The 24,899-nt window shown below is 71.9% G+C and carries 26 protein-coding genes; 10 read left to right on the forward strand and 16 right to left on the reverse strand.

The features are described from left to right. Positions 1–366: 366 nt before the first annotated feature. Positions 367–1,182 carry a right-handed parallel beta-helix repeat-containing protein gene (locus tag BMX97_RS24935; RefSeq protein WP_177202347.1) on the reverse strand — a complete coding sequence of 272 codons (816 nt, stop codon included), beginning with the start codon at positions 1,180–1,182 and terminating at the stop codon, positions 367–369. A gap of 241 nt (positions 1,183–1,423) precedes the next feature. Beyond that, positions 1,424–1,627 carry a hypothetical protein gene (locus tag BMX97_RS24940; RefSeq protein ID WP_060849524.1) on the reverse strand — a complete coding sequence of 68 codons (204 nt, stop codon included), beginning with the start codon at positions 1,625–1,627 and terminating at the stop codon, positions 1,424–1,426. 800 nt (positions 1,628–2,427) lie between these two features. On the opposite strand from BMX97_RS24940, the gene BMX97_RS24945 reads away from it, so the two are divergent. From BMX97_RS24945 to BMX97_RS24960, 4 genes are all read left to right on the forward strand, one after another. Further along, positions 2,428–3,381, forward strand: coding sequence for an MBL fold metallo-hydrolase (locus BMX97_RS24945; protein ID WP_091753907.1), 954 nt, complete (start codon positions 2,428–2,430; stop codon positions 3,379–3,381). A gap of 89 nt (positions 3,382–3,470) precedes the next feature. Beyond that, positions 3,471–5,120 carry an FAD-dependent oxidoreductase gene (locus tag BMX97_RS24950; RefSeq protein ID WP_244538632.1) on the forward strand — a complete coding sequence of 550 codons (1,650 nt, stop codon included), beginning with the start codon at positions 3,471–3,473 and terminating at the stop codon, positions 5,118–5,120. Then, a complete protein-coding gene (locus BMX97_RS24955) occupies positions 5,117–5,380 on the forward strand; it encodes a DUF2783 domain-containing protein (RefSeq protein ID WP_091753909.1) in 264 nt (87 codons plus the stop codon). The genes BMX97_RS24950 and BMX97_RS24955 overlap by 4 nt, the downstream gene beginning before the upstream one ends. A gap of 131 nt (positions 5,381–5,511) precedes the next feature. Continuing rightward, positions 5,512–6,012, forward strand: a complete 501-nt coding sequence (locus BMX97_RS24960; RefSeq protein ID WP_091753910.1) for a Ros/MucR family transcriptional regulator — start codon at positions 5,512–5,514, stop codon at positions 6,010–6,012. A 33-nt stretch (positions 6,013–6,045) separates the two neighbouring features. Here the strand turns inward: BMX97_RS24960 and BMX97_RS24965 are convergent, their stop codons facing one another. After that, positions 6,046–7,419, reverse strand: a complete 1,374-nt coding sequence (locus tag BMX97_RS24965) for a four-carbon acid sugar kinase family protein (RefSeq protein ID WP_091753911.1) — start codon at positions 7,417–7,419, stop codon at positions 6,046–6,048. Continuing rightward, the gene (locus tag BMX97_RS24970; protein ID WP_091753912.1) at positions 7,416–8,678 is read right to left on the reverse strand and encodes a ribulose-bisphosphate carboxylase large subunit family protein; all 1,263 of its coding nucleotides are present in this window, start codon (positions 8,676–8,678) and stop codon (positions 7,416–7,418) included. Before BMX97_RS24970 ends, BMX97_RS24965 begins: the two co-directional genes overlap by 4 nt. A 273-nt stretch (positions 8,679–8,951) precedes the next feature. On the opposite strand from BMX97_RS24970, the gene BMX97_RS33165 reads away from it, so the two are divergent. Continuing rightward, positions 8,952–9,290, forward strand: coding sequence for an Imm51 family immunity protein (locus BMX97_RS33165; RefSeq protein ID WP_177202348.1), 339 nt, complete (start codon positions 8,952–8,954; stop codon positions 9,288–9,290). A 59-nt stretch (positions 9,291–9,349) separates the two neighbouring features. Here the strand turns inward: BMX97_RS33165 and BMX97_RS24980 are convergent, their stop codons facing one another. From BMX97_RS24980 to BMX97_RS24990, 4 genes are all read right to left on the reverse strand, one after another. Further along, the gene (locus tag BMX97_RS24980; RefSeq protein ID WP_244538633.1) at positions 9,350–9,706 is read right to left on the reverse strand and encodes a cell wall-binding protein; all 357 of its coding nucleotides are present in this window, start codon (positions 9,704–9,706) and stop codon (positions 9,350–9,352) included. A gap of 127 nt (positions 9,707–9,833) precedes the next feature. Next, the gene (locus tag BMX97_RS33170; RefSeq protein WP_158004023.1) at positions 9,834–10,004 is read right to left on the reverse strand and encodes a hypothetical protein; all 171 of its coding nucleotides are present in this window, start codon (positions 10,002–10,004) and stop codon (positions 9,834–9,836) included. Positions 10,005–10,075: 71 nt separating this feature from the next. Next, positions 10,076–10,414 (reverse strand): hypothetical protein, encoded by a 339-nt coding sequence (locus tag BMX97_RS24985; RefSeq protein WP_091753914.1) that lies wholly within the window; start codon positions 10,412–10,414, stop codon positions 10,076–10,078. A gap of 48 nt (positions 10,415–10,462) precedes the next feature. Further along, a complete protein-coding gene (locus BMX97_RS24990) occupies positions 10,463–10,864 on the reverse strand; it encodes a SpoIIAA family protein (protein ID WP_091753915.1) in 402 nt (133 codons plus the stop codon). A 211-nt stretch (positions 10,865–11,075) separates the two neighbouring features. On the opposite strand from BMX97_RS24990, the gene BMX97_RS24995 reads away from it, so the two are divergent. Then, positions 11,076–13,211 carry a TonB-dependent receptor gene (locus tag BMX97_RS24995; protein WP_091753916.1) on the forward strand — a complete coding sequence of 712 codons (2,136 nt, stop codon included), beginning with the start codon at positions 11,076–11,078 and terminating at the stop codon, positions 13,209–13,211. 70 nt (positions 13,212–13,281) lie between these two features. Here BMX97_RS24995 and BMX97_RS25000 read toward each other — a convergent pair whose 3' ends face one another. Both BMX97_RS25000 and BMX97_RS25005 read right to left on the reverse strand, forming a co-directional pair. After that, entirely contained in the window at positions 13,282–14,325 is a 1,044-nt protein-coding gene (locus BMX97_RS25000) for a zinc-dependent alcohol dehydrogenase family protein (protein ID WP_091753917.1), read from the reverse strand. A gap of 76 nt (positions 14,326–14,401) precedes the next feature. After that, positions 14,402–16,117, reverse strand: coding sequence for an IlvD/Edd family dehydratase (locus tag BMX97_RS25005; RefSeq protein ID WP_091753918.1), 1,716 nt, complete (start codon positions 16,115–16,117; stop codon positions 14,402–14,404). Between the two features lie 171 nt (positions 16,118–16,288). Between BMX97_RS25005 and BMX97_RS25010 the strand changes: the two genes are divergently transcribed. Next, the gene (locus BMX97_RS25010) at positions 16,289–16,714 is read left to right on the forward strand and encodes a hypothetical protein (protein WP_244538634.1); all 426 of its coding nucleotides are present in this window, start codon (positions 16,289–16,291) and stop codon (positions 16,712–16,714) included. A gap of 118 nt (positions 16,715–16,832) precedes the next feature. Here BMX97_RS25010 and BMX97_RS25015 read toward each other — a convergent pair whose 3' ends face one another. The 5 genes from BMX97_RS25015 to BMX97_RS25035 all read right to left on the reverse strand — a co-directional run bounded on the left by BMX97_RS25015 (position 16,833) and on the right by BMX97_RS25035 (position 19,696). After that, positions 16,833–17,234 (reverse strand): hypothetical protein, encoded by a 402-nt coding sequence (locus tag BMX97_RS25015; protein WP_244538635.1) that lies wholly within the window; start codon positions 17,232–17,234, stop codon positions 16,833–16,835. Between the two features lie 2 nt (positions 17,235–17,236). Beyond that, positions 17,237–17,719, reverse strand: a complete 483-nt coding sequence (locus BMX97_RS25020) for a hypothetical protein (protein WP_091753920.1) — start codon at positions 17,717–17,719, stop codon at positions 17,237–17,239. Positions 17,720–17,749: 30 nt separating this feature from the next. Further along, positions 17,750–18,052, reverse strand: coding sequence for a hypothetical protein (locus BMX97_RS25025; RefSeq protein WP_244538636.1), 303 nt, complete (start codon positions 18,050–18,052; stop codon positions 17,750–17,752). A 110-nt stretch (positions 18,053–18,162) separates the two neighbouring features. After that, positions 18,163–19,305 (reverse strand): plasmid replication protein RepC, encoded by a 1,143-nt coding sequence (gene repC / locus BMX97_RS25030; RefSeq protein WP_091754002.1) that lies wholly within the window; start codon positions 19,303–19,305, stop codon positions 18,163–18,165. Between the two features lie 193 nt (positions 19,306–19,498). Continuing rightward, a complete protein-coding gene (locus BMX97_RS25035; protein WP_060848341.1) occupies positions 19,499–19,696 on the reverse strand; it encodes a hypothetical protein in 198 nt (65 codons plus the stop codon). Positions 19,697–20,104: 408 nt separating this feature from the next. Here BMX97_RS25035 and BMX97_RS25040 point away from each other — a divergent pair, with 408 nt between their 5' ends. Then, positions 20,105–21,106, forward strand: a complete 1,002-nt coding sequence (locus BMX97_RS25040; RefSeq protein WP_244538637.1) for a TRAP transporter substrate-binding protein — start codon at positions 20,105–20,107, stop codon at positions 21,104–21,106. A gap of 92 nt (positions 21,107–21,198) precedes the next feature. Then, positions 21,199–22,389, forward strand: coding sequence for an N-methyl-L-tryptophan oxidase (gene solA, locus BMX97_RS25045; protein ID WP_091753921.1), 1,191 nt, complete (start codon positions 21,199–21,201; stop codon positions 22,387–22,389). A gap of 25 nt (positions 22,390–22,414) precedes the next feature. Here the strand turns inward: solA and BMX97_RS25050 are convergent, their stop codons facing one another. Then, positions 22,415–22,678 carry a YARHG domain-containing protein gene (locus BMX97_RS25050; RefSeq protein WP_091753922.1) on the reverse strand — a complete coding sequence of 88 codons (264 nt, stop codon included), beginning with the start codon at positions 22,676–22,678 and terminating at the stop codon, positions 22,415–22,417. 325 nt (positions 22,679–23,003) lie between these two features. On the opposite strand from BMX97_RS25050, the gene BMX97_RS25055 reads away from it, so the two are divergent. Beyond that, positions 23,004–24,431 (forward strand): sensor domain-containing diguanylate cyclase, encoded by a 1,428-nt coding sequence (locus BMX97_RS25055; protein ID WP_177202349.1) that lies wholly within the window; start codon positions 23,004–23,006, stop codon positions 24,429–24,431. Positions 24,432–24,899: the final 468 nt, after the last annotated feature.

Here is a 24,899-nt window from a genome sequence, read left to right on the forward strand (position 1 = left end):
ATAGTAACGGAGGCTCACGACCGACCGGCGTTTCCACCTGATCGTGTGAGCACCGAAACGTCGGACCAGCATCATCCTACTCACGACCAGACCCGAAGATCCGATCCGCAGGGACGACGCCGTCCACGCTTCTCTTTCTCGTATGAACTTGTCAAAGAGCCGATCCAGTCGAAGCCGGATCTCGACCTTGCCGGAAACGGAAAGCAGCGCCGGGTTGCCCTGGCCCTTGCTCGCTCGTCTCTGGGGAGGTGCGGCGCGGCGGCCAGTTCGTCGGCGCCCCGTCGGTGAGCGGCTGTCTAAGGGTAGCCGGCTCCCCTGTCAACACGGGGCCGACCCGCGGTTCGGAGCCCCCTCCCCTCTCCGCGGTCACTCGACGGTGTTGGGCGTCACCACGTTGCCGGTGCCGTTGTCGCGATTGTCGATGCTGCTGCCGAATGGGTAGCCGGCATCCTCGCCGCAGGTCAGGCGCCAGCCGTTGCGCGAGTTCACCACGATCGCGGCCGCCGCGAACCAGCCGCCGGTGCGAAACACGTTGTCGGTGATGACGTTGTCGGAAGACGTCTGGTGGCGCACCGTGCCGCCCTCCCCGCAATTGCGGTAGAGGCGCACGCCGCCCTGCCCGCGCAGGGTGAAGCGGTTGCCGGTGATGCGGTTGCGGGCCGACCCGTCGACGGCGATCGCCTCGCGCGCCGTCTCGGTCTCGATGTCGTTGTCCTCGATGCGGTTCTCGGCGCTCTCGGCATCGAGGTAGAGGGCCGTCGAGACCGACCGGCCGTCGAGCTTCGAGCCGCGCAACGTGACGCGGGTGACGCCCGGCCCGAGATAGAGCGGGATCGGTCCCGCGGCGGTGATCGAGGTGCCGGTGATCGTCACGTCCGTCGGGGCGGCGGCCTGCGCCCGATCGGTGTGGCCGAGGCTGTGGGACGATTCGCGCACGAGCGGCCCCTGCCCGTTCTCGCCCATCCCCCAGATGCGGACATGACCGAACACCGTGCAGTCGCGGATCCGGATACCGGAGGGGCGGTCCCACGCCTCACCCGGACGGGCCGGAGGCTTCGAGCGAATCGCGATCGTGTACGAGCCGAGATGCGCCGGCTCGTCCGGCCGGCCGAGGCGCGCGCCCGCGCAATCGAGAGTGAGGCCGGAGGCGGCCGAACCTTCGATGACGATGCGCTTGAGCACCCGGTCACCGGGGGAGAGGCGCAGGCTGCAGGTGAGAAAGAATTCTGCCTCGTCGGCCGTCGGCGGCGACAGGAGGCGGGCCCGTGTGGCGGCGGCACAGGGCGCCGCAGAGGGCTGAATCAGGGCTGGTGGATCAAGGAGAAGCGGCGGCATCGCGTCGGGCGCTCGTGCGAGGAGCCGGTGATCGCCGCAGGGTGGCGGGGCGATGCCGCCCCGCCACTGGAATCAGGGAGCCGACGGCTCACCACCGCCCACTGGCGGAGGAATGCATGCTGCGCTCGACGGCGGCGAGCGCGCTCGCCTCGGCCTTCGCCTCGGTCGGGTGCGGGCGGTCGGACCGCTCGACCAGCTTGCCGTTGCGGCGGATGGCCCATTGGAACTGGCCGGCCGGCTTGGAGATGGGGGAGATTTCGATGGTGTAGGGAGTGGACGTGTTATCAGTCATGGAGCCTATATAGGGGCAGGCGCGGCCCACCGCTACCCGTGCCGGGCACGATGCGGCCATGACGTGGCCTGATGCCTCCGCACCGAACTCCGTGAAAGACATCGCCGTCGGGCGAACGGCACCGCATCCGGCCGTTGCGGTGACGGGGCTCATGGTCGCTGCCTCATCGGATTCCAGGAGCTTGGCTTTTGGGAATCCGGGGTGGTTGCCTACAGCTTGTCCTGCGCCGTCGACGTCGTCGAGACGAGTGCTGGTCGGGGTGTGACGGCGTCCCGACCAGATCCGCATGAGATCCTGTTTGACTTGCGACGGCACAATCGCGAGAGAATTTTCTATCCTACCCTCCACCTCATCCTGAGGTACGGGCGATCGAAGATCGCTGAGCCTCGAAGGAAGGATCCAGCGATCTCGGAGCCTTCTGGAGCCCTCCTTCGAGGTTAGTCGATCAAGATCGCGTGCGATCTCCGATCGCCATCACCTCAGGATGAGGTTGCTCGTAGGATTGAGCATGTCGATCGGTAAAACAGGCTCTGAGCGACATCGCGCCCTCGAGCAGGATCGGAGCGCGGCGCAAGCGCAGGACAGACCATCGGCGACGTCGGGTTGTGCCGGATGACCACGGCCTTTGCCATCGGCCTCGCCCCCCCGGCCGGCCTTGACGGTTGCACACGCAACTGAATAGCCTGGGCTCAAGCATGACGAGCACGGCCGCCGCGGCGGGGCTCGGCCGGCGGCGCCCGACGCGAAGGCTCCCGGCCGTGTCCTCCCCGCGCCGGACCGCGCGGGGAGGACGACCAGAGATGAGCAAGGGTTTCGCCAGCCAGGCCGACCTCGTCGAGAAGCGGGAGACCTTCTCGGAGCTGGCCCCGGGCGTCTACGCCCTCACCGCCGAGGGCGATCCCAATTCGGGCGTGGTCGTCGGCGACGATTCGGTGCTGGTGATCGACGCCCGCGCCACGCCCCGCATGGCCGGGGACCTGGTGGCGAAGGTCCGCGAGGTCACCGACAAGCCGATCCGCCACATCCTGCTGACCCATTATCACGCCGTGCGGGTGCTCGGCGTCGCCGGCTACCCCGACCGGGTCAACGTCGTCGCCAGCGACGCCGCCCGGGCGATGATCGTCGAGCGCGGGCGGCAGGACATGGAGTCGGAGATCCAGCGCTTCCCGCGGCTGTTCCGGGGGCGCGAGGAGATCCCGGGCCTGACCTGGCCGACCGTGACCTTCCGGGGCGAGATGACCCTGTGGCTCGGCGCGCGCGAGGTGCGGATCATCCATGCCGGGCGCGGCCACACCGCCGGCGACACCATCGCGTGGCTGCCGAAGGAGGAGGTGCTGTTCTCCGGCGACCTCGTCGAGTCCGGTGCCACCCCGTATTGCGGCGACGCCCATTTCCAGGACTGGACCGCCACCCTCGACCGGCTGGAGGCCCTGAACCCGAAGGCGGTGGTGCCCGGCCGCGGCGAGGCGCTGACGACGCCCGAGCAGATCCGCGAGGGAATCGAGGGCACCCGCGCCTTCCTGCGCGACCTGTTCGGTATCGCCAGGGACGGCGTCGCCGCCGGGCACGACCTCAAGACGGTCTATGCCCGGGCGATGACCGAGATGCGGCCGCGCTACGGGCACTGGGTCATCTTCGAGCATTGCATGCCGTTCTGCGTCAGCCGCGCCCACGACGAGGCGCAGGGCCTCGACACGCCGCGGATCTGGACCGCCGAACGCGACATCGAGATGTGGCGGGCCCTCGAGGGCTGACCCGCGACGACCCGGGACGACCCGGGACGCCGCCCGGACCCGGCCGGGCGCGCCCTTCCCACCAGGAAACGCCGACAGGGACGATGCCGATGACGCCCCCTCCCCGCCCCGTGCCTCCCGGTGCGGCCGGCCGCCGGCCGGTCGTGGTGATCGGCGCCGGCCCGGTCGGCCTCACCTGCGCCATCGACCTCGCGAGCCGGGGCGTCCCGGTGACGGTGCTCGACGAGGACGACACGGTCGCGACCGGCAGCCGGGCGATCTGCTGGGCCAAGCGCACCCTCGAGATCTGGGACCGGCTCGGAATCGGCCAGCGGATGGTCGACAAAGGCGTGACCTGGAGCGCAGGCCGCGTCTTCCGGGGCGACCGCGAGCTCTACCGCTTCGACCTGCTGCCCGAGAGCGGCCACCGCCGGCCGGCCTTCGTCAACCTGCAGCAATACTATGTCGAGGAGTACCTGATCGACCGCGCCCGGGACTTCCCGGAGCTGATCGACCTGCGCTGGAACCATGCGGTGACCGGCCTCGATCAGGACGGGCAGGGCGTACGCCTGACCGTGGCGACGCCGGACGGCGAGCGGATCGTCGAGGCCGAGTGGGTGCTGGCCGCCGACGGCGCGCGCTCCCCGACCCGGACCCGGATGGGCCTGCCGTTTCCCGGCCAGCGCTTCGAGGAGCGCTTCCTCATCGCCGACGTCCGGATGAGCGCGGATTTTCCGGCCGAGCGCCTGTTCTGGTTCGCGCCGACCTTCCATGCCGGGCAGAGCGCCCTCCTGCACCGCCAGCCCGACGACGTCTTCCGGATCGACTTCCAGCTCGGCCCCGACGCCGACCCGGAGCTGGAGCGGACCCCCGAGCGGGTGATGCCGCGCATCCGTGCGATCGTCGGCGAGGAGACGCCCGTCAGCCTCGAATGGTGCTCGGTCTACGCCTTCCGCTGCGCCCGGCTCGCGCGCTTCGTGCACGGGCGCGTGGTGTTCGTCGGCGACAGCGCCCACGTGGTCAGCCCGTTCGGGGCGCGGGGCGGCAACGGCGGCATCCAGGACGCCGACAACCTGTGCTGGAAGCTGGCCCTGGTCCTGCAGGGCGCGGCGCCCGAGAGCCTGATCGCGACCTACGACGAGGAGCGCGGGCGCGCCGCCGACGAGAACATCCTGAACTCGAGCCGCACCACCACCTTCATGACGCCGAAGACGAGGGCCGAGCGGCATTTTCGCGATGGGGTGCTGGACCTCGCCGCCGAGGCGCCCTTCGCGCGCCTGCTACTCAATGCCGGGCGCCTGTCGCGGCCCTGCAGCCTCGCCGGCCTGTCGCTCCAGACGCCGGACCCCTCCCCGCCCCCGGACGGGCTGCGGCCCGGCGACCCTTGCGCCGACGCTCCCGTCGTCGACGCGGCCGGCCGGGCGGGCTGGCTGCTCGACCGGCTCGGGGGGCCGTTCACCCTGCTGGTCTTCGCCGACGGGGCGCCCGATCCCGGCCGGCTGGCCGGTCTCGCGCCGGGGCTCGCGGTCGTCGTCATCACCGCGGGCGCCGGGACGCACGGTCCGCCGGGGGTCGCGGTGCTGCACGACGCCGAAGGGCTGGCCGCGCGCCGCTACGGGGCGGCGCCCGGCACCGCCTTCCTGATCCGGCCCGACGCCCATGTGGCGGCCCGCTTCGCGGGCCTCGACCCCGCGCGCATCGCCGACGCGCTCGCCCGCGCCGGCGGCCGGCCGGACGCGTCCGTCGGGAGGGCCGCATGACGGGGGAGACGATGGCGCGGAAACCCGGGGCGACGGGGGGGCTGAGGCGGGACGACGGATTCTCCGGCGGCGCGGACGGCGTCTACGAGAGCCTGATCCGCGCCCATCGGGGCCTCGGCGACGACGACAGCGCGGCGCTCAACGCCCGGCTGGTGCTGATCCTCGCCCACGAGGTCGGCGACCCGGAGGTGGTGGCCGCGGCGATCGCCCTGGCGCGGGGCTCGCTGCACCGGGCCGGTTCCGCCCCCGACGAGGTCTGACGCTGCGTCCGAATGCGCACCCCACCGGCCACGAAACCGGTGGGTTTATGCGCAATCATTTCAACTCACCCAATTGACCTTGCAACGACTGATGTCCATCACGGGGGAGGCCCGTAAAACGGAATAAAATCATGGACAATGCGACCCCCGCCTCCTCGCCGTTCGTCGCGCTGACGAGCGACATCGTCGGCGCCTACGTGTCGAACAACAACGTGCGGGCGGCCGACCTGCCCGACCTGATCGCCGCCGTGCACGCGTCGCTGACCGGCCTCGGCCAGGCGGCCGCCGTCCCGGAGGAGGACCACAAGGTGACCGCGGCGCAGGTCCGCAAGTCCGTGACGCCGGACCACATCACGAGCTTCCTCGACGGCAAGCCGTACAAGAGCCTGAAGCGGCACCTCACCACCCGCGGCTACACGCCGGACGAGTACCGCCAGAAGTTCGGCCTGCCCTTCGACTACCCGATGGTGGCGGCGAGCTACGCCGCCCAGCGCTCCGAGCTGGCAAAGAGCCTCGGCCTGGGCCAGATCCGGCGCGAGCGCGCGGCGGCGCAGCGGGCGGAAGCCGAGGCGGCGCCCGAGCCCGCCCCGGCCCCCGCGCGCCGCGGCCGTCCGAGGAAGACCGAAGCCTGAGGCTCCGCGCCGCGGTCGACCCCCCTTCCGCTCTCAGGAGGGCGGGCGGCCGCCGCGGCGCACGGCCGTGAAGAAATCCGGGCGACCGACCTGGCCGCCCTTGAGCGCGAGCTCGAACCCGTCGAGGGGCGTGTCGGCGCCGTGGGCGCGGCATAGCGGCGAGCCCGGATCGAGGGGGCCGAGCGCGGTCAGCGCGTCGACCCCGAGCTGCAGGGCGGCGTGGCCCGAGGTGTCGCCGCCGGCGATCGCCGCCCGGGTCAGGCCGGTCCCGTCCACGATCCCGCGCAAGACCCGCCCGAGCCCGGCCCCGAGCCGCGCGCTCGCCGCGACCGGATCGAGGCCGGCCGTCCGCACCGCCTCTCGCTGCGCCGCGACGGCCGGATCGTCGGGGCCGGCGGCGCTGTAGACCAGCGGATCGCGGCCGTCGCCGAGGGCCGCGCGGGCCGCGGCGACGGCGCGGCCGATCTCCCGCGTCCAGGCCTCCTCGTCGACGATCCGCGCGGCATCGAGCCGGATGCCGGCAAAGCCGCGGTCGAGGGCATGGGCGATCTGGCCCGCGGTCGCCGGCGAGACCGAGCCGGACACGACGGCGATCCGCGCGACCGGCCCGCACCGGGCGGGCGGCGCCTCGGCGGGCAGGAGGCCCGCCGCGCGCCAATACGCGACGAGGGCGGCCTCGACCCCCTGCGAACCGAGCGCGAAGACGGGCTCCCCGCCACGCTCCCATATCAGCCGGCCGGCCTCGGCCAGGGTCTCGGGATCGAGCACGTCGAGGGAGACGATGACCGCCCCCTCGGCCCGCGCCCGGGCGAGCGCCGCGTCGCCCTCCCCCCGCTTCATCGCCACGAAGTCGACGAGGCCTGTCGGCAGCGCGGTCTGCCGGGCGAGGTGAAGGGCGAGGTCGGCCTCGTCCATCGGCGTCGCCGGGTGGCGGGCCATGGTCGGGTGGCGGTCGAGCCGGTGGCCCCGCCCGTCCGCCATCGCGAACAGGTGGCCGAAGCTCTGGTAGCGCCCCATCCCCGGATCGGCGACGACCATCGGGATCCAGCCGCCGGGGATCACCGTCCTGCCGATCTCGGCGGCCCGGCCGATCGAGCCGAGATGCGGCGCCGAATCGAAGGTCGAGCAGACCTTGTAGTGGACGACCGGCGCCCCGAGCGAGGCGAGGAGCCGGAAGGCGGGAGGCAGCTCCCGGTCCATCCAGTCCGGCGGCTGCGAGCGCGCGACGCCGGCGATGCCGACCGCCCGGGCGCCCGGAAAGGCCGCGAGGCGCTCCGGGCCGGGCTGCGTAAGGAACAGCACCGTCTCGAGACCGGCGAAGGCCAGCACCTCCATCGCCGCCGAGGAGCCGGTGAAGTCGTCGCCGTAGAAGGCGACCAGGGGCCCGTCGGGGAGCGGGCGGCTCACGCCGCCCCCTCGAGTGCCCGGGCGAGCGCCGGATGGGAGCGGGCGTGCCGGTCGAGCGGGATGCCGGCGACCGCCGCCTCCCAGGCCTGGCGCAGGGCCGCCACGCCCTCCCCCGGCCCGCCCGGATGGGCGACGATGCCGCCGCCCGCCGTGACGATGAGGTCGGTCGAGCCGAGGGCCGCGAAGGTGCCGGGGGCCTGCCGCACGGTCTGGCCGGAGGAGAAGACCGGCATGGCGAGGCACGGCTTGTCGGGAAACAGCGGGGTCAGGCAGGTGCGCGCCGAGGCGACGACGCTGTCGTCGTCCTCGAAGAACTTGTTGTCGAGACCGTTGACGTGCATGTGGTCGGCCCCGGCGAGCCGCCAGATCTTCTGCCAGGCGACGTAGGACCAGCCGAGCAGCGGGTGGCGGGTGAGCGCCCCCCAGCCGTTGCGGTGGGCGTGGATCGGCAACTCGCTCATCCGGGCGAGCTCGATCATGCCGACGAGGCCGACCGAGTTGAGGCTCGCCATCACGCAGGTGCCGCCGAGATCGCGCACGAGGTCGTGGCGCCGGCGCATCTGGTCGATCTCGCCGGTGAGGTTGAAGGCGACCATGACCTTCCTGCCCGTGCGCCCGGCATGGTCGTCGACCACCCGCATCACGGCGCGGGCCCGGTCCTCGAACGGGCAATGCGGCCCGTCGGCCTGCAGCTCGTCGTCCTTGATGAAGTCGATGCCGCCCTCGCACAACGTGCGCACCAGGGCGGCGGTCTCCTCCGGCCCGAAGCCGACGCTCGGCTTGATGATGGTGCCGATGATCGGGCGCCCCTCGACCCCGGCGAGCCGGCGGGTGCCCTCGATTCCGAAGCGGGGGCCCGGATAGGCGTCGGCGAAGGCCTGGGGCAGGCGGATGTCGAGGAGGCGCAGGCCCGTGAGCGGGCGCAGCTCGAACAGGTTGCCGGCCACGGTGGCCAGCAGGTTCGGGAGCGAGGGCCCGAGATTCTCGATCGGCCAGGACAGGGTGACGCGGGCCCGCCGCAGGCGCGCGGGATCGACCGCGGCGGTGGTCGGCAGCGAGGGGGCCGCGACGGTATCGTCGAGGAGCTCAAGGCGCTCGACCCGGGCGGCCGAGCGCGCCTTGAGCTCGGGCGTCTCGCCCGGCACCGGCACGAAGGTGCCGCTCGACTGCTCGCCCGCCATCGTCTCCGCCACCCGGCGGGGATCGCTCGCGGTCTCGAGGAGGTAGTCCGCCTCGATGCGGATCGGGGGCGCGACCATCGTCACGCGGCCTCGGCGGCGGGAACCGGGACGGCCGATCGATCGGGCATGCGCGCACTCCGAGAGGATAGAGGATCCGGTCGCAGCCTACGGCATTTCCTCGTGATGGGGATGCCGGTTCGGCGAGGCGGCATGCGGCAGAATCGAAGGGCAGGAAGGACGCCCCGGGCAGCGGCTCCGGTCCCGCGAGGACCGGTTTGCGGAAGGGCTCCCCCGTGCCTGCCGGCGGCCGACGACGGAACGGGTCACGACCGGAATCACGGAAGGAACCACATGGCGGCAGGACCATCCACCGACCGCGAGACCTATGCGCCCTTCATCCTGGGCCGCAGCCTCCTGCTGGTCGATCCCGGCCTGACGGCGAAGGCCGGAATCTTCCGGCGACGGACCGGCTGGATCGGCAACGGCTACGATTGGCAGTCCGTCGCGACGACCGTGCTGACGATGCGGCATCCGGACATGTCGGGGCGGATCGCGTTCGATTCCTCGGCGGACATGTTCGTCGCGCGGGGCGACCCGGCGGACTTGATCATCCTGGCCGGTGCGATGCGTACGGCCTATCACGACGACGGATTGCTGACCGACGTGCTGAGCCGCGCGGTTCTCGATTGAAGAACTTGTCTCGATTGAAGAACTTGCGGGACGGGCGTCGAACTCATGCCCCGTCGAACTCATGCCCCGTCGGGATCGCTCTCCGGTCGTGCCGTCGGGTCCGCCGACGCAGCCGCCGGGATGACGGACGGGCCCGGGCGCGTCGCGCTCTCGATGATCGCCTCCCAGGACCTGCCCCGCTCGCGCAGGAAGGCGATCGTCGGCCCTTGCGGGTTGCCGTAGACCCGGGTCGTCCGCTCGGCGATGACGGTCCGGTGGGGCTCCGGTGTCAGTGCCTTGAAATGCACCGCCAGGCGCCGGCGCTCGGCATGCATGGCGCGCGCGATGGCCTCGGCCGGGACGCCGTCGCGCCTCATCGCGGCCGCGCGCTCCGCGAGGTCGCGCACGGCGTTCTCGTACTGGTCGCGCAGCGTCATCGCGGGAGGAACCTCCGGATCTCGCGCCGGCCGCGCCCCCCGGCGGCGCGGCCTTGACGGTTCGTTCACCACCGGCCGGCATGGTGACCGGGAGCCGCGTTGCGTATCGGCTCCCCTCCCCGGCCCGTCAGGCCGGATCGTTCTCCTTGGGGTCGAAGGGCTTCGAATCCTCGTCGGCGGGCGATTGCGCGTCGGGATCGAGGCGGCCGTCCACGAGGCTCTCGCGCTCGGCGGCGTCCCGGTCGTGTCCGGGCCGGTCGTCCGGGCCGTCCGCGGGCTTGGGCTTCGGGTCGGGCATCGTCACCTCCATCGTTGGGCAAGAACAGATAGGGCCCGGGCGGCGCTGCCGCGAAGGGCGGATCGCCGCGCTCATCCGGGATCGTGGCCCGCGGGGGTCGGCCCCTCGCAGGCCCGCGCGCCCCTCCAGGCGACGGCGAAGCCGGGATCGACCACGTAGCCGGTGCCCGCCTCGTCGCGCCGGTACCAGGCATTCGCCGCCGGCAGGTGCGCCCTGCCGTGGATGGCGGTGGTGACGTGGCCGAGGATGGCGGCGGCGTCCGGCGGGCCGTGCTCCCGCAACTCGGCCGCCGTGACGGCGCCGCGCTCGGCCAGGAAATCGATCAGCGCCAGGGAACGCGGCTCCGGGACGACGCGCTTGCGCGCCGCGATGAGACGGCGCGCCCGGTAGGCCGCGGCTCCCCAATCCATGATTCCCCCGCTCCTCCGACAGCTCTTGCCCGATCAGCCCTTGTCCGATCAGGCCTTGGCCGGCCCGGCCTCGGCGAGGTAGGCCCAGGCCGCGGCCTCGTCGGCGAGGTCGAAGGTCTTGGTCTCGACCGGCAGCACGGCGCCCGACAGGCTGATCATCGCCCGGGCGAAGGCCGGCGCGCCGACCACCACGTAGTGGCGGATATGGGCGACCGAGCGGGCCATCACCCCGGTGGCGTAGCCGTCGAACCGGGCCCCGAGATCCGAGCCCTCGTAGTGCGACATGACGAGCAGCATGTCGATCGTGCCGTGCGCCGTCATCGCGGCATCCACGATGCCCGACATCCATTCGATGTCGGGCCTGGTGATGCGGTCCCTGATCTCGAAGGCGACGAGGTCCCGGCGCGGGGCCTCGCGCTGGATGATCGAGCCGTCCGGTGCCGTGGTCATGCGTGCCTCCCCCGCCGTCTCCCGGCGGGTCGTCCCTGCCGGTCGTCCCGGTCAAACGGCGGATCGGCGGTTTGGATCCGCGGGGCGGCAGGCCCGAGTGTTGTAACAGTGTAACGTTCCAAGGATTCGATGGCTCGCCGGCGGCGAACGGCTTGCCAGCGCTGCGTCCACACGGGCAGATGAAACGATATAACATCTACCTGGAATCACGATGTCGTATCGCCGCCGCCCGGACCTGCTGGCTCTGAGCACCGCGCTCCCCCTCGTTCTCGCCGCCGGTACCGCGGCGCGGGCCGAGGACATCAAGCTCGACGAGATCACCGTCTCGTCGCCGAGCCCGATCGTCTCGCGGCCGGCCGCGGCGCCGGCCTCCGGCACGGGCTTTCCCATCGGCGTGCTGCCGGTCGTCACCAATACCTTCTCGCCGGTCACGGTGGTGACCCAGGAGCAGATCGCCCGCGACCAGCCGCGCACGCTGGGCGACGCGCTGTTCGACCGGCCGGGCATCTCCTCGACCACCTACGCCCCGGGCGCGGCCTCCCGGCCGATCATCCGCGGCCTCGACAACGCCCGGGTGCGCATCCAGGAGAACGGCATCGTCAACGGCGGCGTGTCGGATCTCGGCGAGGACCACACCGTCCCGGTCAACCCGCTGGTGGCCGACCGGCTCGAGGTGATCCGCGGCCCCGCCACCCTGCGCTACGGCTCGGGCGCCATCGGCGGCGTGGTCTCGGCCGAGAACAACCGGGTGCCGACCTACATCCCGGCGAACGGCTATGCCGGGCAGGTCACCACCGGCTACTCCACCGTCGACAACGGCCGGCTGGGCGCCGCGACGGTCGATGCGGGCAAGGACGGCTTCGCCGTCCACGCCGACGGCTTCAAGACGGCCTCCGACAGCTACGTGATCCCCGGCGGGATCCAGCGCAACTCCTACAACGAGTCGCAAGGGGGCTCGATCGGCGTCTCGGCGATCGGCGACCGCGGCTTCGTCGGCGTCGCCTTCAGCCATTACGACGCGATCTACGCGATTCCCGGCGGCGAGGCCGAGCAGGCCCGCACCCGCCTGACGCCGAACCAGGACCGGGTGATCTCGCGCGGCGAGATCCGGCCGCTCGGCGGGCCCTTCGAGGCGATCCGCTACTGGGCCGGCTACTCGGTCTACCGCCACGACGAGATCGGCATCGGCGGCGACGGGATCGAGGGCCAGCAGGCGATCTTCAAGAATCGCGAGGGCGAGATCCGGATCGAGGCGCAGCACGTCCCGGTCTTCACCGCGCTCGGCACGCTCACCGGCGCCATCGGCGTCCAGGCCGACCGGCGCGCGATCAACACCCAGCTCGAAGCCTTCCTGCCGAGGACCGATTCGCGCTCCGGCGCCGTCTACGTGTTCGAGCAGCTCGAGGTCCTGCCCGGCACCCGGCTCCAGGCCGCCGGCCGGATCGAGGGCGACCGGGTGCGCAGCACTGCGGCGCTGTTTCCCGGCGACTACCTGCCGGTCGAGGGCGAGGACCCGTTCACCTACCGGCTGACCCGCCGCTTCGCGCCCAAGAGCGCCAGCGCCGGGGTGCTGCAGGACCTGCCCTACGGCTTCGTGGCGAGCCTCACCGGCTCCTACGTCGAGCGGGCGCCGACCGGCTACGAGCTGTTCTCGCAAGGGCCGCACGACGCCACCGCGACCTTCGAGATCGGCGATCCGCGCCTGCGGCTCGAGCGGGCCCGCACGGTCGAGGCCAGCATCCGGCACGGCGACGGGCCGCTGCGCTTCGAGGCGACCGGCTACTACACCCGCTACACCGGCTTCATCTACAAGCGCCTGACCGGCAATCTGTGCGACGACGATTTCGCCAGCTGCGGCACCGGCGACGAGCTGCGCCAGATCGTCTACTCGCAGCAGAACGCCACCTTCTACGGCGCCGAGCTGATCGGCCAGTACGACGCCCTGCCGGTCGGCAACGGCTTCATCGGCGTCGAGGGGCAGTTCGATTTCGTGCGCGCGAAGTTCGACGACGGCACCAACGTGCCGCGCATCCCGCCCTACCGGCTCGGCGGCGGCGTCTACCTGCGGGCCGACGGCTGGTTCGCCCGGGTGAACCTGCTGCACGCCTTCGCGCAGACGAAGATCGCCCCGTTCGAGACCGACACCGCCGGCTACGACGACCTGCGCGCCGAGCTGAGCTACACCAAGGCGGTCGACCCGGCGGTCTACGGCGCCAGCGAGGTGACTCTCGGCCTGCAGGGCCGCAACCTGCTCGACGCCGACATCCGCAACGCCGCCTCGTTCAAGAAGGACGAGGTGCTGCTGCCGGGCCGCAACGTGCGGCTTTTCCTGACCGCCAAGTTCTGAGAGCACGGTCTGGGCGGCGAGATCCGGTCGCGAGACGCCCGCCGCGCTCCGGCGGCGGGCAGTCGAGGCTTCAGGCCCGCGGGTCGATGATCGCGATGCCGTCGGGCGCCGCGCGGTCCATCGCCATCAGGGCCGGAATCGCCTCGGCGAGCGACAGGGTCTCGCCGAGGAGCCGCTCCGGCTGCAGCCGGCCGGCCCGGATCATCTCCAGCATCGCGTCGTAGCGCCAGGCCTGCATGCCGTGGCTGCCGTAGATCTCGAGCTCGTGGGCGATGACCCGGGCCATCGGCACCTCCGCCCGGGCGTGGTCGGCGAGCATCAGGCCGACTTGGACGTGGCGCCCGCGCCGGCGCAGGTTGGCGATCGAGTTGAAGCACGTCTCGGGGTGGCCGAGCGCGTCGATCGACACGTGGGCGCCGCCCCGCGTCACCTCCCGCACCGCCTCGACGACGTCGTGGACCTCCCGGCTGTTGATCGTCGCGCAGGCGCCCATGGCGCGGGCGAGCGCGAGCTTGCCCTCGGCGATGTCCACCGCCACGACGTTGGCGCCGAGCGACGCCGCGATCATGATCGCCGAGAGGCCGACGCCGCCGGCCCCGTGGACGGCGACCCACTCGCCGCCGCGCACCCGGCCCTGGTCGACCACCGCCCGGAACGAGGTCGCGAAGCGGCAGCCGAGGCTCGCCGCAGTGGCGAAAGTCATGTCGTCGGGCAGCCGCACCAGGTTGTGGTCGGCCCGGTCGATCGCGACGTATTCGGCGAACGAGCCCCAATGGGTGAAGCCGGGCTGGAACTGCGCCTCGCAGACCTGCTGGTGGCCGGCATGGCATTCGCCGCACTGGCCGCAGGCGGCGATGAACGGCACCGTGACCCGGTCGCCGACCCGGAAGCGCCCGACCCGCGCGCCGACGGCCGCGACCACGCCGGCGAATTCGTGGCCCGGGACGTGGGGCAGGCGGATGTCGGTGTCGTGCCCCTTCCAGCCGTGCCAGTCGCTGCGGCACAGCCCGGTCGCCTTGACGTCGATCACCACGCCGTCGGCCGCCGGCGACGGGTCCGGCACGTCGCGGATCTCCGGCGCCTGGTCGAAGAGCTCGAAGAGCATCGCCTTCATGTCGAATCGTTCTCCTGCTGTCGCGGGAGCGTTTGACCTAAAGTTCCCCGCCTGACCAGACCGCCGGCCGCCCCGGTCAGCCCTCGCGACGCATGAAGTCGAAGTCGCAGCCCTCGTCGGCCTGGGTGACGGTGTCGTGGAACAGGCGGGCATAGCCGCGCGCCGCCCAATCGGGCCGCGCCGGGGTCGGCAAGGCTTCCGCCCGCGCGGCAAGCTCGGCCTCCTCCACCAGGAGGTCGATGCGCCGGCCCCCCACGTCGAGCCGGATCCGGTCGCCGGTGCGCACCAGGGCGAGCGGTCCCCCCACCGCCGATTCCGGCGTGACGTGCAGCACGATGGTGCCGAACGCCGTGCCGCTCATCCGGGCGTCCGAGATCCGCACCATGTCCTTCACGCCCTGGCGGGCGAGCTTCTTGGGGATCGGCAGGTAGCCGGCCTCCGGCATGCCCGGTGCGCCCTTCGGTCCGGCGTTGCGCAGGACCAGCACGTCGTCGGCCGAGACGTCGAGGTCGGGGTCGTCGATCCGCGCCGCCATGTCGGGAATCGAGTCGAACACCAGGGCCCGGCCCTCGTGCTGGAGGAGTTTCGGCGTCGCCGCCGAGTGCTTGATCAGCGCCCCGCGAGGCGCGAGGTTGCCGGTGAGCACCGCCATGGCGCCGACCGGCTTGATCGGCGCCTCCGGCTGCCGGATCACGGTCTGGCCCGGCACCTCCTCGGCCGCGGCCGCGACCTCGCGAAGGCTCGCCCCGGTGATGGTCGGCGCATCGAGGTCGATCCGGTCGCCGAGCGCCCGCAGCAGGGCCGGCACGCCGCCGGCATGGTGGAAGTGCTCCATGTAGTGGTCGCCGGACGGCTTGAGGTCGACGAGCACCGGCACCTCGCGGCCGATCCGATCGAGGCTCGCGAGGTCGAGGTCGATCCCGGCGCGGTTCGCCATGGCGGTGAGGTGGATCACCCCGTTGGTCGAGCCGCCGATCGCCTGCATCACCACCTGCGCGTTGCGGATCGAGGCCTCCGTCATGATCTCGCTCGGGCGCGGGCCGCCGGTCTTCGCCATCGCGGCGGCGACGGCGCCGCTCGCCTCGGCGAGGCGGATGCGCTCGGCGTGGGGGGCGGGAATCGTGGCCGACATCGGCAGGGCGAGGCCCATCGCCTCGATCATGCAGGCCATGGTGGAGGCGGTCCCCATCACCATGCAGGTGCCGACGGACGGCGCGAGGCGCCCGTTGACGGTCTCGATCTCCCGCTCGTCGATCTCGCCGGCCCGGTGGGCCCCCCAGAGCCGCCGGCAATCGGTGCAGGCGCCCAACACCTCGCCGCGGTGATGGCCGACCACCATCGGGCCGACCGGGATCACCACGGTCGGCAGGTCGACGGAGGCCGCCGCCATCACCTGCGCCGGCAGGGTCTTGTCGCAGCCGCCGATGACGATCACCGCGTCCATCGGCTGGGCCCGGATCATCTCCTCGGTGTCCATCGCCATCAGGTTGCGCAGGTACATCGAGGTCGGGTGGGCGAAGCTCTCGTGGATCGAGATCGTCGGAAACACCATCGGCATCGCACCGGCCAGCATCACCCCGCGCTTGGCCGCCTCGATCAGCTGCGCGGCGTTGCCGTGGCAGGGGTTGTAGTCGGAGGCCGTGTTGGTGATCCCGACGATCGGCCGGTCGAGGGCGTCGTCGGAATAGCCCGCCGCCTTGATGAAGGCCTTGCGCAGGAAGAGCGAGAAGCCCGCATCCCCGTAGCTCGTCAGCCCCTTGCGCAGGCCCTTGTCGCGCGGCTCCTCGGCCATGGGTCGTCCTCCCGTCGGTTCGTTGCGACCGGTTCTCAAGGGCGCGGGGAGGCCTGTCAACGAAGCCCCCGCCGACCGGCCGCGGATGGGCCTGCCTGGACCTTCGGCGAGTGGTTCCCGGACCGCGCCCGGCCTAACCTGCCGGCGAGCCTCGACGGGAGGGCGGCCCCGGTGCACGATCACGAGATGCAATCCCGACCGGGCGCGCGGTGTCGGCGCGCCAGCGCCTGCCTGGTAGTTCTGGCGCTCGTGCTGACGCGACCCGCCTGGGCCCAGACGGTCGAGGACGGATCGGACAAGGCGATCGGTCTCGCCGACACGGCGCGCGTCCTCGCGTTGATCCGGCAGGATCTGAACAGCCCGGACGCCAAGGTCACGCAATTGCGGCGCAGTGGCGCCTCGCACGTCTGCGGGTCGGTGAACGTCAAGAATCGCGACGGCCTGTATACCGGCGAGCGCGGCTTCGTCGTCGATCTTCCCTCCGGCACGTTCGGCCGCGTCCCGGACGGTCCGGAACTCCTCAGCCCGCGCGCTGCGGGCTTCGCCGGGAAGGAGGCGATTCGCCAGAGCTACTTCCGGCTCTGCCTCGACGACTGAGCGCCCGCCCCGGCCCGGTCATCGGAGCGATGGCCCCGGATGCTGACGCATCGGCGCCGACACCCGTCCGGTCTCGGCCTGGCCCCTCCGAACGGATCCGTTCGAAGGCGGCGCGCTCTCACTCGGCGCAGTTCTGCGCAAACAGCCGCCTCGTCCGCTCCATCGCGGTGAAATATGCGGCACTCGCCGGGTTGCGCAGTTCCGGACCTTCGGGGAGGCGCCCGAAGACGCGCGATGCGGGATCGGACACGAACGGACGCGGGCCCGTGTAGCGGCCCATGCGGTTTCGCATCTCGATCATCCCGCACACCGCACCGGCGCGCCCCTCGCGCAAGTCCGTCACCTTGGCGTCGGGGCCGGGCAGGGTCTGGCGCACGAGCGCCAGAAGACGCTCCGTCCTCTCGACCCCGATCCTCGCATCCGATCCGTCGACCACGCCCTGGGCCGCAGCCGGTCCGGCGACCATCGCGCCCAGGAGGAAGCGGGCGAGTGCGCGCCGGAGCGCCGGGGCCCACGCCACGGTCAAGCGCTCTGGCGGCAGTGGCCGCCGAGATTCTTGTAGGGAATGCTGCGTAGCCCGGCCTCGAACCAGACGGTGCCGGTGCGACCGGGCTCGTAACCGTAGAGGTTGATCCGCGTGTCGTCCTCCGGCGAGCGGAGCACGGCCGGGCTGTCGGACCCGTCGAACGTCCAGAGCGGCGAGGGCGCCTCCAGGCCTCCGAAATCGACCTGGGAGCCGTCCTGCTCCCGTCGGAAGACCAGAGCGAAGGCGGGTGACGCCCGTTCGGACACGACGCGGAAGTAGAATCCGACCCGCGGCGCCTGGTCGGCCATGTTGGTGAACTCGCAGAACAGGCTCGCCGTCCGCTCCCACGCCGTGCCGGAACCGCCGGGGGCCGGATGGGGCCCGGCTGCCGGTGCGTCGCCGGACGACCGCAACTGCGCGAACAGCGCACCGGCGAGGCCCACAACCAGAAGGGCCGAGGCGAGCGAACCGCGCCTCATCGGCGTTTCCCGACCGCGGCCGGAAGAAACCTACTCGTCATGGGCGGCATGCAGCGCGACGCAGGTGCGTACCGTGTCGCTCAGCGTCAACGCCTTGGTATCGCCGATATTGGCGGTTTCCTCCAGGCAACGCATGAAGTAGTCGCGATCGAGGCCGGGCGCGAGCGAACTCATGGCCTTGCCCATCCGTGTCGCGAAATCGATCTTGTCGGTCGCCGACGCCCTCGGCCAAGTCGACGCAAGGTCGTCCACGCCCAGCCGCGCGCAGGCTGGCCCGACCATCGCGACCGAACACGATAATAATACAATCATAAAACGCAGCATCGTGGTCATCCTCCCGCCTCACAGAGCTAGCGAAGGCCCGGTTCACTGTCGAGCGATCATCGAGGACGCGGCGGTGGGGGGTGGTCCGTCGTCGCGAAGTGAGCGTTCCTTCCCGCCCGTCACGTCATCCGCCGCCGGCGCATGGCGAGGAGTTCCGTTCCCGGCCGGTAGCGACCTTCGACGGCGAGGCGCACGAGGCGCCGGAAGTAGCCGCCGGGGTTGCGGATCCGGTTCTGGCCCGACGCGACGTCGTCGTCGTGGAGCTGGGCGACGATCAGCACCAGGATCGCCGCCTCGTAGGCGCCGAGCCCGTCGCGGGCCTCGGCCCAGGCGCTCTGATGCGCGCCGATCGTGGCCCGCAGCCGCAGGCCCGCATCCATGATCTCGTGTTCGCTTCGGATCTCGCCGACGAGGTCGCGCACCACCGGGCAGGCCTCGACGACCAGCGCCGGTGACAACGGCTCTTCCGCCCGGTCGATCTCGCCGACGGGATCCGCGTTCCCCGCTGAGCCCTTGCTCCAAGTCTCGGTAGGAGATTCTTTTTCTGCTTCTATGTGCGGGCAAGCCGTGCCGTCACAGCCGGCTGCGTAGAAGCGCGTTTCCACCATCTGGCGCAGCTCGCTCCAGGCATCGAGGACGAGGTCCGGATCGCCCGAGCCGCGACGCTCCGGGGTGCTCGCCTCGAGGCTCGCCTGGACCTCGGCGAGGTCGGCGAGCGGCGTGCCGGGGTAGCGGGATGCGAGGGCGGTCAGCGCCTCGCCGACGGCGCGACGGTGGATGGTGAGGAGGTCGAAGGCGCGGCGGCGGCGCTCGCGTGCCTCGGCACGGGCCTGGATCGCCTGCGCCCAGTCGCCCCGGCGGGCCTGGAGCGGCGTCAGGTCGAACCCGAAGGCGTCGACGATCGCGCCGTCGCGGCCCCGCACGGCGTAGCGCTTGCCGTTCGCCGAATCCTTCGGCGTGACGACTTCCAGCGCGACGAGGTCGCGCAAGGCGTAGCGGACGGCGCGCTCCGACAGCCCGGTCCGCGAAACCAGGTAGGCGTTCGACGGCCACACGATCAGGCGCGACCAGTCCTGCTCGCCCCATGCGGCGACGAGCTCGGACAGCACCAGGCGCAGGGCCGGGCGCAGGCCGAGCGCCTTCGCCGCCTCGCGGGCGGAGGCCGACAATTCCTTGCGCGTGATCGTACGCCCGTCCTCGAGGGCGCGTCTCTGTCCGGCGAGGGCGGCGCGCGTCAGCGGCCGGCCCCCGGTCTGAACCATCTCCACTCCACACCTCCTTGAACGGAGGCAAAGCGGGACCGTTCGCCCGAGAGGGCGTCATTGACGAGGAGGTCGGGAACCGCTAGAAGGAGGATGCCAATCCGGTCTTCAAGCGGCGGCTTCCCCAGCCCCCGTTATGAGATCCCAAAAAGCGCCGAGGTCCCCACCTCGGCGCTTTTTTGCTTTGCCGCGTCTACATCGTCTGTCCCACGAATACTTGCTTGAGCGCGTGGATGATCGCGAGGCGGCGGTTCGGGAACTTGCCCTCGCGCACCGCCGCGTCGATCGCCTGCTGCACCTGCGCCGGCACCCAGACATTCGTCTCCGTCTCCCCGGAGGCCTTGCGGGCCTCGCGGAGCTTCTTGACGCGCTGAGACGGGGTATCGGCCATCGCTCTCGGCTCCACGACTCGTAACGTTACGAGTCGTGTCACGAGTCGCCGCCGCCGGGCAATGCGGAGTCGAGATTCGGCGGTGGATGTTAAATTCGATTCACAGCCGAATCGGCGCCGCGCCCCCGATGGAGGTCGCACCGCCCTGATCTGTCCAGCCCGAGTCGTTCCGCAGGACGATTCGCCGGAGAGTTCCGGAGCGACTCCGGAATACCCAGGAAATAGCTCGGCGATCGTGGATTGCTCTTCCGGTCCTGCCGCGGCCGGGCGGAGAACCGGCCCGGCCGCGCGCGGGGTTCCCGGTCGGCGTCCCGACTTTACCCGTCGCCCCTGTGCGGACCGGCCGCCGGGGGCTAGCTTGGATCCAACGATCGCGCGCCGCCCGCGCGATCGACGGGGGAGCGAGGGATGCCGACGCGACGCGCCATCGTGGGCGGCCTGGGGGCGGGGCTGCTCGTCGCCCCCGCGCGCGGGCGGGCCGACGGCCTGCGGATGAGCATGGGCTCGCCGATGCCGCAGGGCCACCCGGCCACGACCTGCCTCGTCGAGGCGCTCGACGCCATCCGGGCCGAGAGCGACGGCCGGATCGACATCACCCTCTATCCCGACAGCCAGCTCGGCGGCGAGCTCAGCATGCAGTCGCAGCTGCGCGCGGGCGCCATCGCGTTCACCCTCTCGTCGGCGAGCTCGCTGCAGACCCTGGTGCCGATCGCCGGGATACCGGGCGTGGCCTACGCCTTCACCGGCTACGTGCCGCTGTGGTCCGCCCTCGACGCGGGGCCGTTGAGCGAGCGCATCCGGGACGGCCTCGCCAAAGTGGGCCTGACGGCGTTCCGGGTCGTCGACAACGGCTTTCGCGACGTGATCACGGCGGCGCGGCCGGTCGCGGCGGTGTCCGACCTGCGCGGCCTCAAGATCCGTGTGCCGCCGAGCCCGCTCCTGACCTCGCTGTTCCGGGCGCTCGGCGCCGCGCCGACGACGATCGGCCTCGCCGAGACCTACGCGGCCTTGCAGACCGGCCTCGCCGACGGGATGGAGAACTCGCTGCCGCAGATCGAGGCGACGCGGGTCTACGAGGTGCAGCGCTACCTCTCGCGCACCGGCCATTCCTGGGACGGGTTGTGGATCCTCGCCCACGGCCGGACCTGGAACGACCTGCCGCGCGACGCGCAGGCGCTGATCGGCCGCCACCTCGACGCGGCGGTCGCGCGCCAGCGCCAGGCCTTCGTGGCGATGAACACGCAGAGCGAGGCGCGGCTGCGCGCCAAGGGCCTCGTCGTCTCGACCCCGGACCGCGCGCCGTTCCGGGCGGCGCTCGAGGCGGCGGGCTACTACGCCGACTGGAAGGCCCGGTTCGGGCGGGAGGCCTGGAGCGCGCTCGAGCACCATACCGGCCCGCTCGGCGCCTGACGCACCCCCTCCCCTCGCCCGTGCGGGTTGCCGGGGACGCCGCCTTTCGGGCAGCGTGCGGCCGTTACGGAAAGAGAGGCGGGGCGCGGCGAATGGCGGAGCGGGCGGACTTCCTGGTGATCGGCCTCGGGGCGATGGGGAGCGCGGCGCTCTACCAGCTCGCGAAGCGCGGCGCCTCGGTCATCGGGCTCGACCGGTTCGCGCCGCCCCACACGATGGGATCGAGCCACGGCGAGACCCGGATCACCCGCCAGGGCATCGGCGAGGGGCGCGATTACGTGCCGCTGGTGCTCGCCTCGCACCGGATCTGGCGCGAGATCGAGGCCGAGACCGGCGCCCACCTGCTCGAGGCCTGCGGCGCGCTGGTGATGGCGCCGGGGTCCGGCACCGCCTCGCATCACGGCATGCCGGATTTCGTCCGCACCTCGATCCGCGCCGCGCAAGAGTTCGGCATCGCCCACGAGGTTCTCGATGGACGCGAGGTCGCCCGCCGCTTCCCGCAATTCCTCGGGCTGTCGGGCGATGAGATCGCCTATTACGAGCCCGGCGGCGGCTATGTCCGCCCGGAGGCCTGCATCGCCGCGCAGCTCTCCCGCGCCGCGGCCCTCGGGGCCGCGATCCGCACCGGCGTCGAGGTCCAGGCGATCGTGCAGGAGGGCGACGGCGTACGCGTCGAGACCTCGGCCGGGACCTTCGCGGCGGGCCAGGTGGTGGTGTCGGCCGGGGCCTGGACGGCGCCGCTCCTCGGCGCGCCCCTCACCGACCTCCTGAGCGTCAAGCGCCAGCTCCTGCACTGGTACGCCCTCGACGACGCCCGCGCCTACCGGGCCGGCGCGCCGGTCTACATCTGGATGTACGGCACGGCGGACGCCGAGTACTTCTACGGCTTCCCGCCGCAGCCGGGCGAGGGCAGCGTCAAGGTCGCAACCGAGCAATACGCCGACGCCACCACCGCCGAGACCGCCGACCGCACGGTCGACCCGGAGGAATCGGACGCGATGTACCGGCGCCACATCGCCGGGCGTCTCGCGGGGGCGACCCCGCGGGTCGTCGCGGCCGCGGCCTGCCTCTACACCGTCACGCCCGACCGCGGCTTCATCATCGACCGGCATCCGGAGAAGAATCGCGTCCTCGTGGTCTCGGCCTGCTCGGGGCACGGCTTCAAGCACTCGGCCGGGATCGGCCTCGTCGCGGCCGAGATCCTGACCGAGGGGCGCAGCCGGATCGACGTCGCGCCCTTCGGCCTCGGCCGGTTCGCCCCGGCCTCGGCCGCGCGCGGCTGAGCCGTGGCGGCCGGTCTCGCGCCGCTTACGGCGCGCACCGCATGGTGCGCTCCATCGACCGGATGCTGTCGATCTCGGCCCGGTCGCGGGCGGAGAGCGGCACGTCGGCCTGGTTGTCGAACCGGCAGCCGGCATTGCCGAAGCTGCGAATGGCGTTCGCCGTCTTGAAGCAGTAACCGGCTTCCTTGTAGATCAGGTTCCGCTGATACCACAATTCGTCGCAGGATTGTGCCAGGGCCGGAAGCGTTCCGGCCAGGACGATCGACGCGGCGGCAGCCATTCTCTTCATCACGATACCCATCGTTGCGGGAGACGATGCGACCCGAGCCGGCATTGGCGCATCGGGCACGCGGCGCAGATCTCGCACCCCGCCCGCGCGATGGCAAACCGACGCGCCGGCCCGGCCCGGCCTGCCGGGGGCGTCGCTCACCCTCCCGGTGCCGACGACAGGGAGGCGGCCGGGTGATTGCGCGCATAACCATGCCCTGTCGTCACAAAGGCGTGGTCCTCCTCCCGCCCGCTGCGGTACAGGGGATCCCCTAACAGACGACCGATCCCCTTCGCCCGTTCATTCGATGATGCCGACCGCGCCACGGGGTGGCGAACCCGAAACGATGCTGTTCGACCTCGCACCCACCTCGCTGTGGCTGCAGGATCTCGCCGCGCTGAAGGCCTGCCTCGACGGCTGGAAGGCCGGCGGCATGACCGACCTGCGGGCCTGGCTCTCGGACCCCGACCACCTGCTGGCGTGCCAGAGCCGGATCCGCATCCTGCGGGTCAACCGCCGGACGCTCGCGACCTACGAGGCCCGGGACGAGGCCGAGCTGTTCGCCCACATCCCGGCGATCTTCCACGATCCGCACGCCGCCGCGCTCGTCGAGGTGCTGTGCCGGCTCTGGGACGGCGAGACGCATGTCCGCCTCGTCACCCGCAACCTCACGGTCACCGGACGGGTGATCGACGTGAGCTATGCCGGCCAGATGCTGCCCGGCCACGAGGCCGATTGGGGCCGCTACCTGATCTCGATCGAGGACATCACGGTCCGCGAGGAGCGGCGGCGCGAGGAGGCGGCGAGCCGCCGCCTCCTTGCCGCGGACCTGTTCGCGCATTCGCCGGTGCCGACCCTGGTGCGGGACGACGCCGCGCTCGCCGGCATGCTGGCTTCCCTGCGCGCGGGCGGCGTCGCCGACCTTCCCGGCCACCTGGCGGCGCATCCGGCCTGGCTCGCCGCGGCGCGGACGGCCCGGACGATCGTGGCCGCGAACGGCCCGGCGCTGGCGCTGTTCGGGGTCGCCGACCGCGACGCCCTGGCGGCGCATCTCGCCGCCGATCAGGGCGAGGGCGCGCGGGAGGCCTTCGCCGAGGAGCTCCTCGACCTCTGGGCCGGGCGCGACCACCGGAGCCGCGACGTGACGCTCCGCCATCCCGACGGACGCGACCTGCACCTCAAGGTGCAAGCCTCCCGCCTGCCCGATCCCGACGGGACCCGCCGCCTCGTCCAGGTCGCGCTCACCGATATCGGCGACAACAAGCGGGAGGAGGTCCGCCTCGAGACCCTGGGCTTCACCGACCCGCTCACCGGGCTCCTCAACCGCGCCGGCTACGAGGCCGAGCTCGACCGGCTCGAGAACGACCGGGCCGTGCCGGTCTCGGTGATCGTGGCCGACCTCAACGGGCTGAAGACTATCAACGACCGCCGGGGCCACGAGGCCGGCGACGCCCTGATCCGGCGGTTCGGCGACCTGCTGGCCGGCCACGCCCCAGCCGGTGCCGCACGGATCGGCGGCGACGAGTTCGTGCTGTTGCTCCCGGCGACCGGCCCCGAGGCGGCGCAGGACCTGATGCGCCGGATCCTGGCCGCGCTCGACGCCGCGGCGGCGGCGAGCGCCCTCGCCCCCAGCGCGTCCCTGGGTTTCGCGACCTGGACCGGCGACGGCCCGCTCCGCGCGGTCGTCGCCCGGGCGGATGCGCAGATGTACGCGGCCAAGCGCCGGCGCTACGCCGCCGCGGCCTGCCCGCCCGAGCCGCCGCGCCCGCATTGAGGACGGCCCGGAACCCGGTCGGCGGGCGCAAACCCGGGCGGATTGACGTGCACCGTCGCGACACCCCCGCCGGGGCGACGACGGCGGTCCTGAGGCGCGGCTTGTCGTGCGAAACCCGATCGATTGCTCCGCGATGCGGATTTCGGCTTCGCTCGAGCGCCGCGCCGGCTGGTGATACGGGATCCGGAAGCTGGAGCGCTCCACGATCGCGTTGCACTCGCGACGCGCTCTAAGTGTCTCTCACAAAACTCCCGACCGCCGTCGTCGCTCGATGTGGCGGCGTCAGAGCGGCGGGAGTTTTGTGAGGTGCACTAAGCAGACTTGCGTTGGCAGGCCAACGCTTCGCCCGCTTAGATCCTTGTTTTGTCGCAGATTTTCGGCGCCGAACCGGTAACTACTTCGGCGAAATCTGCTTAGGTTTTGATTTTGCCACGTTCTCTTCGACGACCCGGCATCCGCTTCGTCGGA

This window comes from Methylobacterium sp. ap11 (assembly GCF_900110515.1).
Classification (GTDB): Bacteria; Pseudomonadota; Alphaproteobacteria; order Rhizobiales; family Beijerinckiaceae; genus Methylobacterium; species Methylobacterium ajmalii.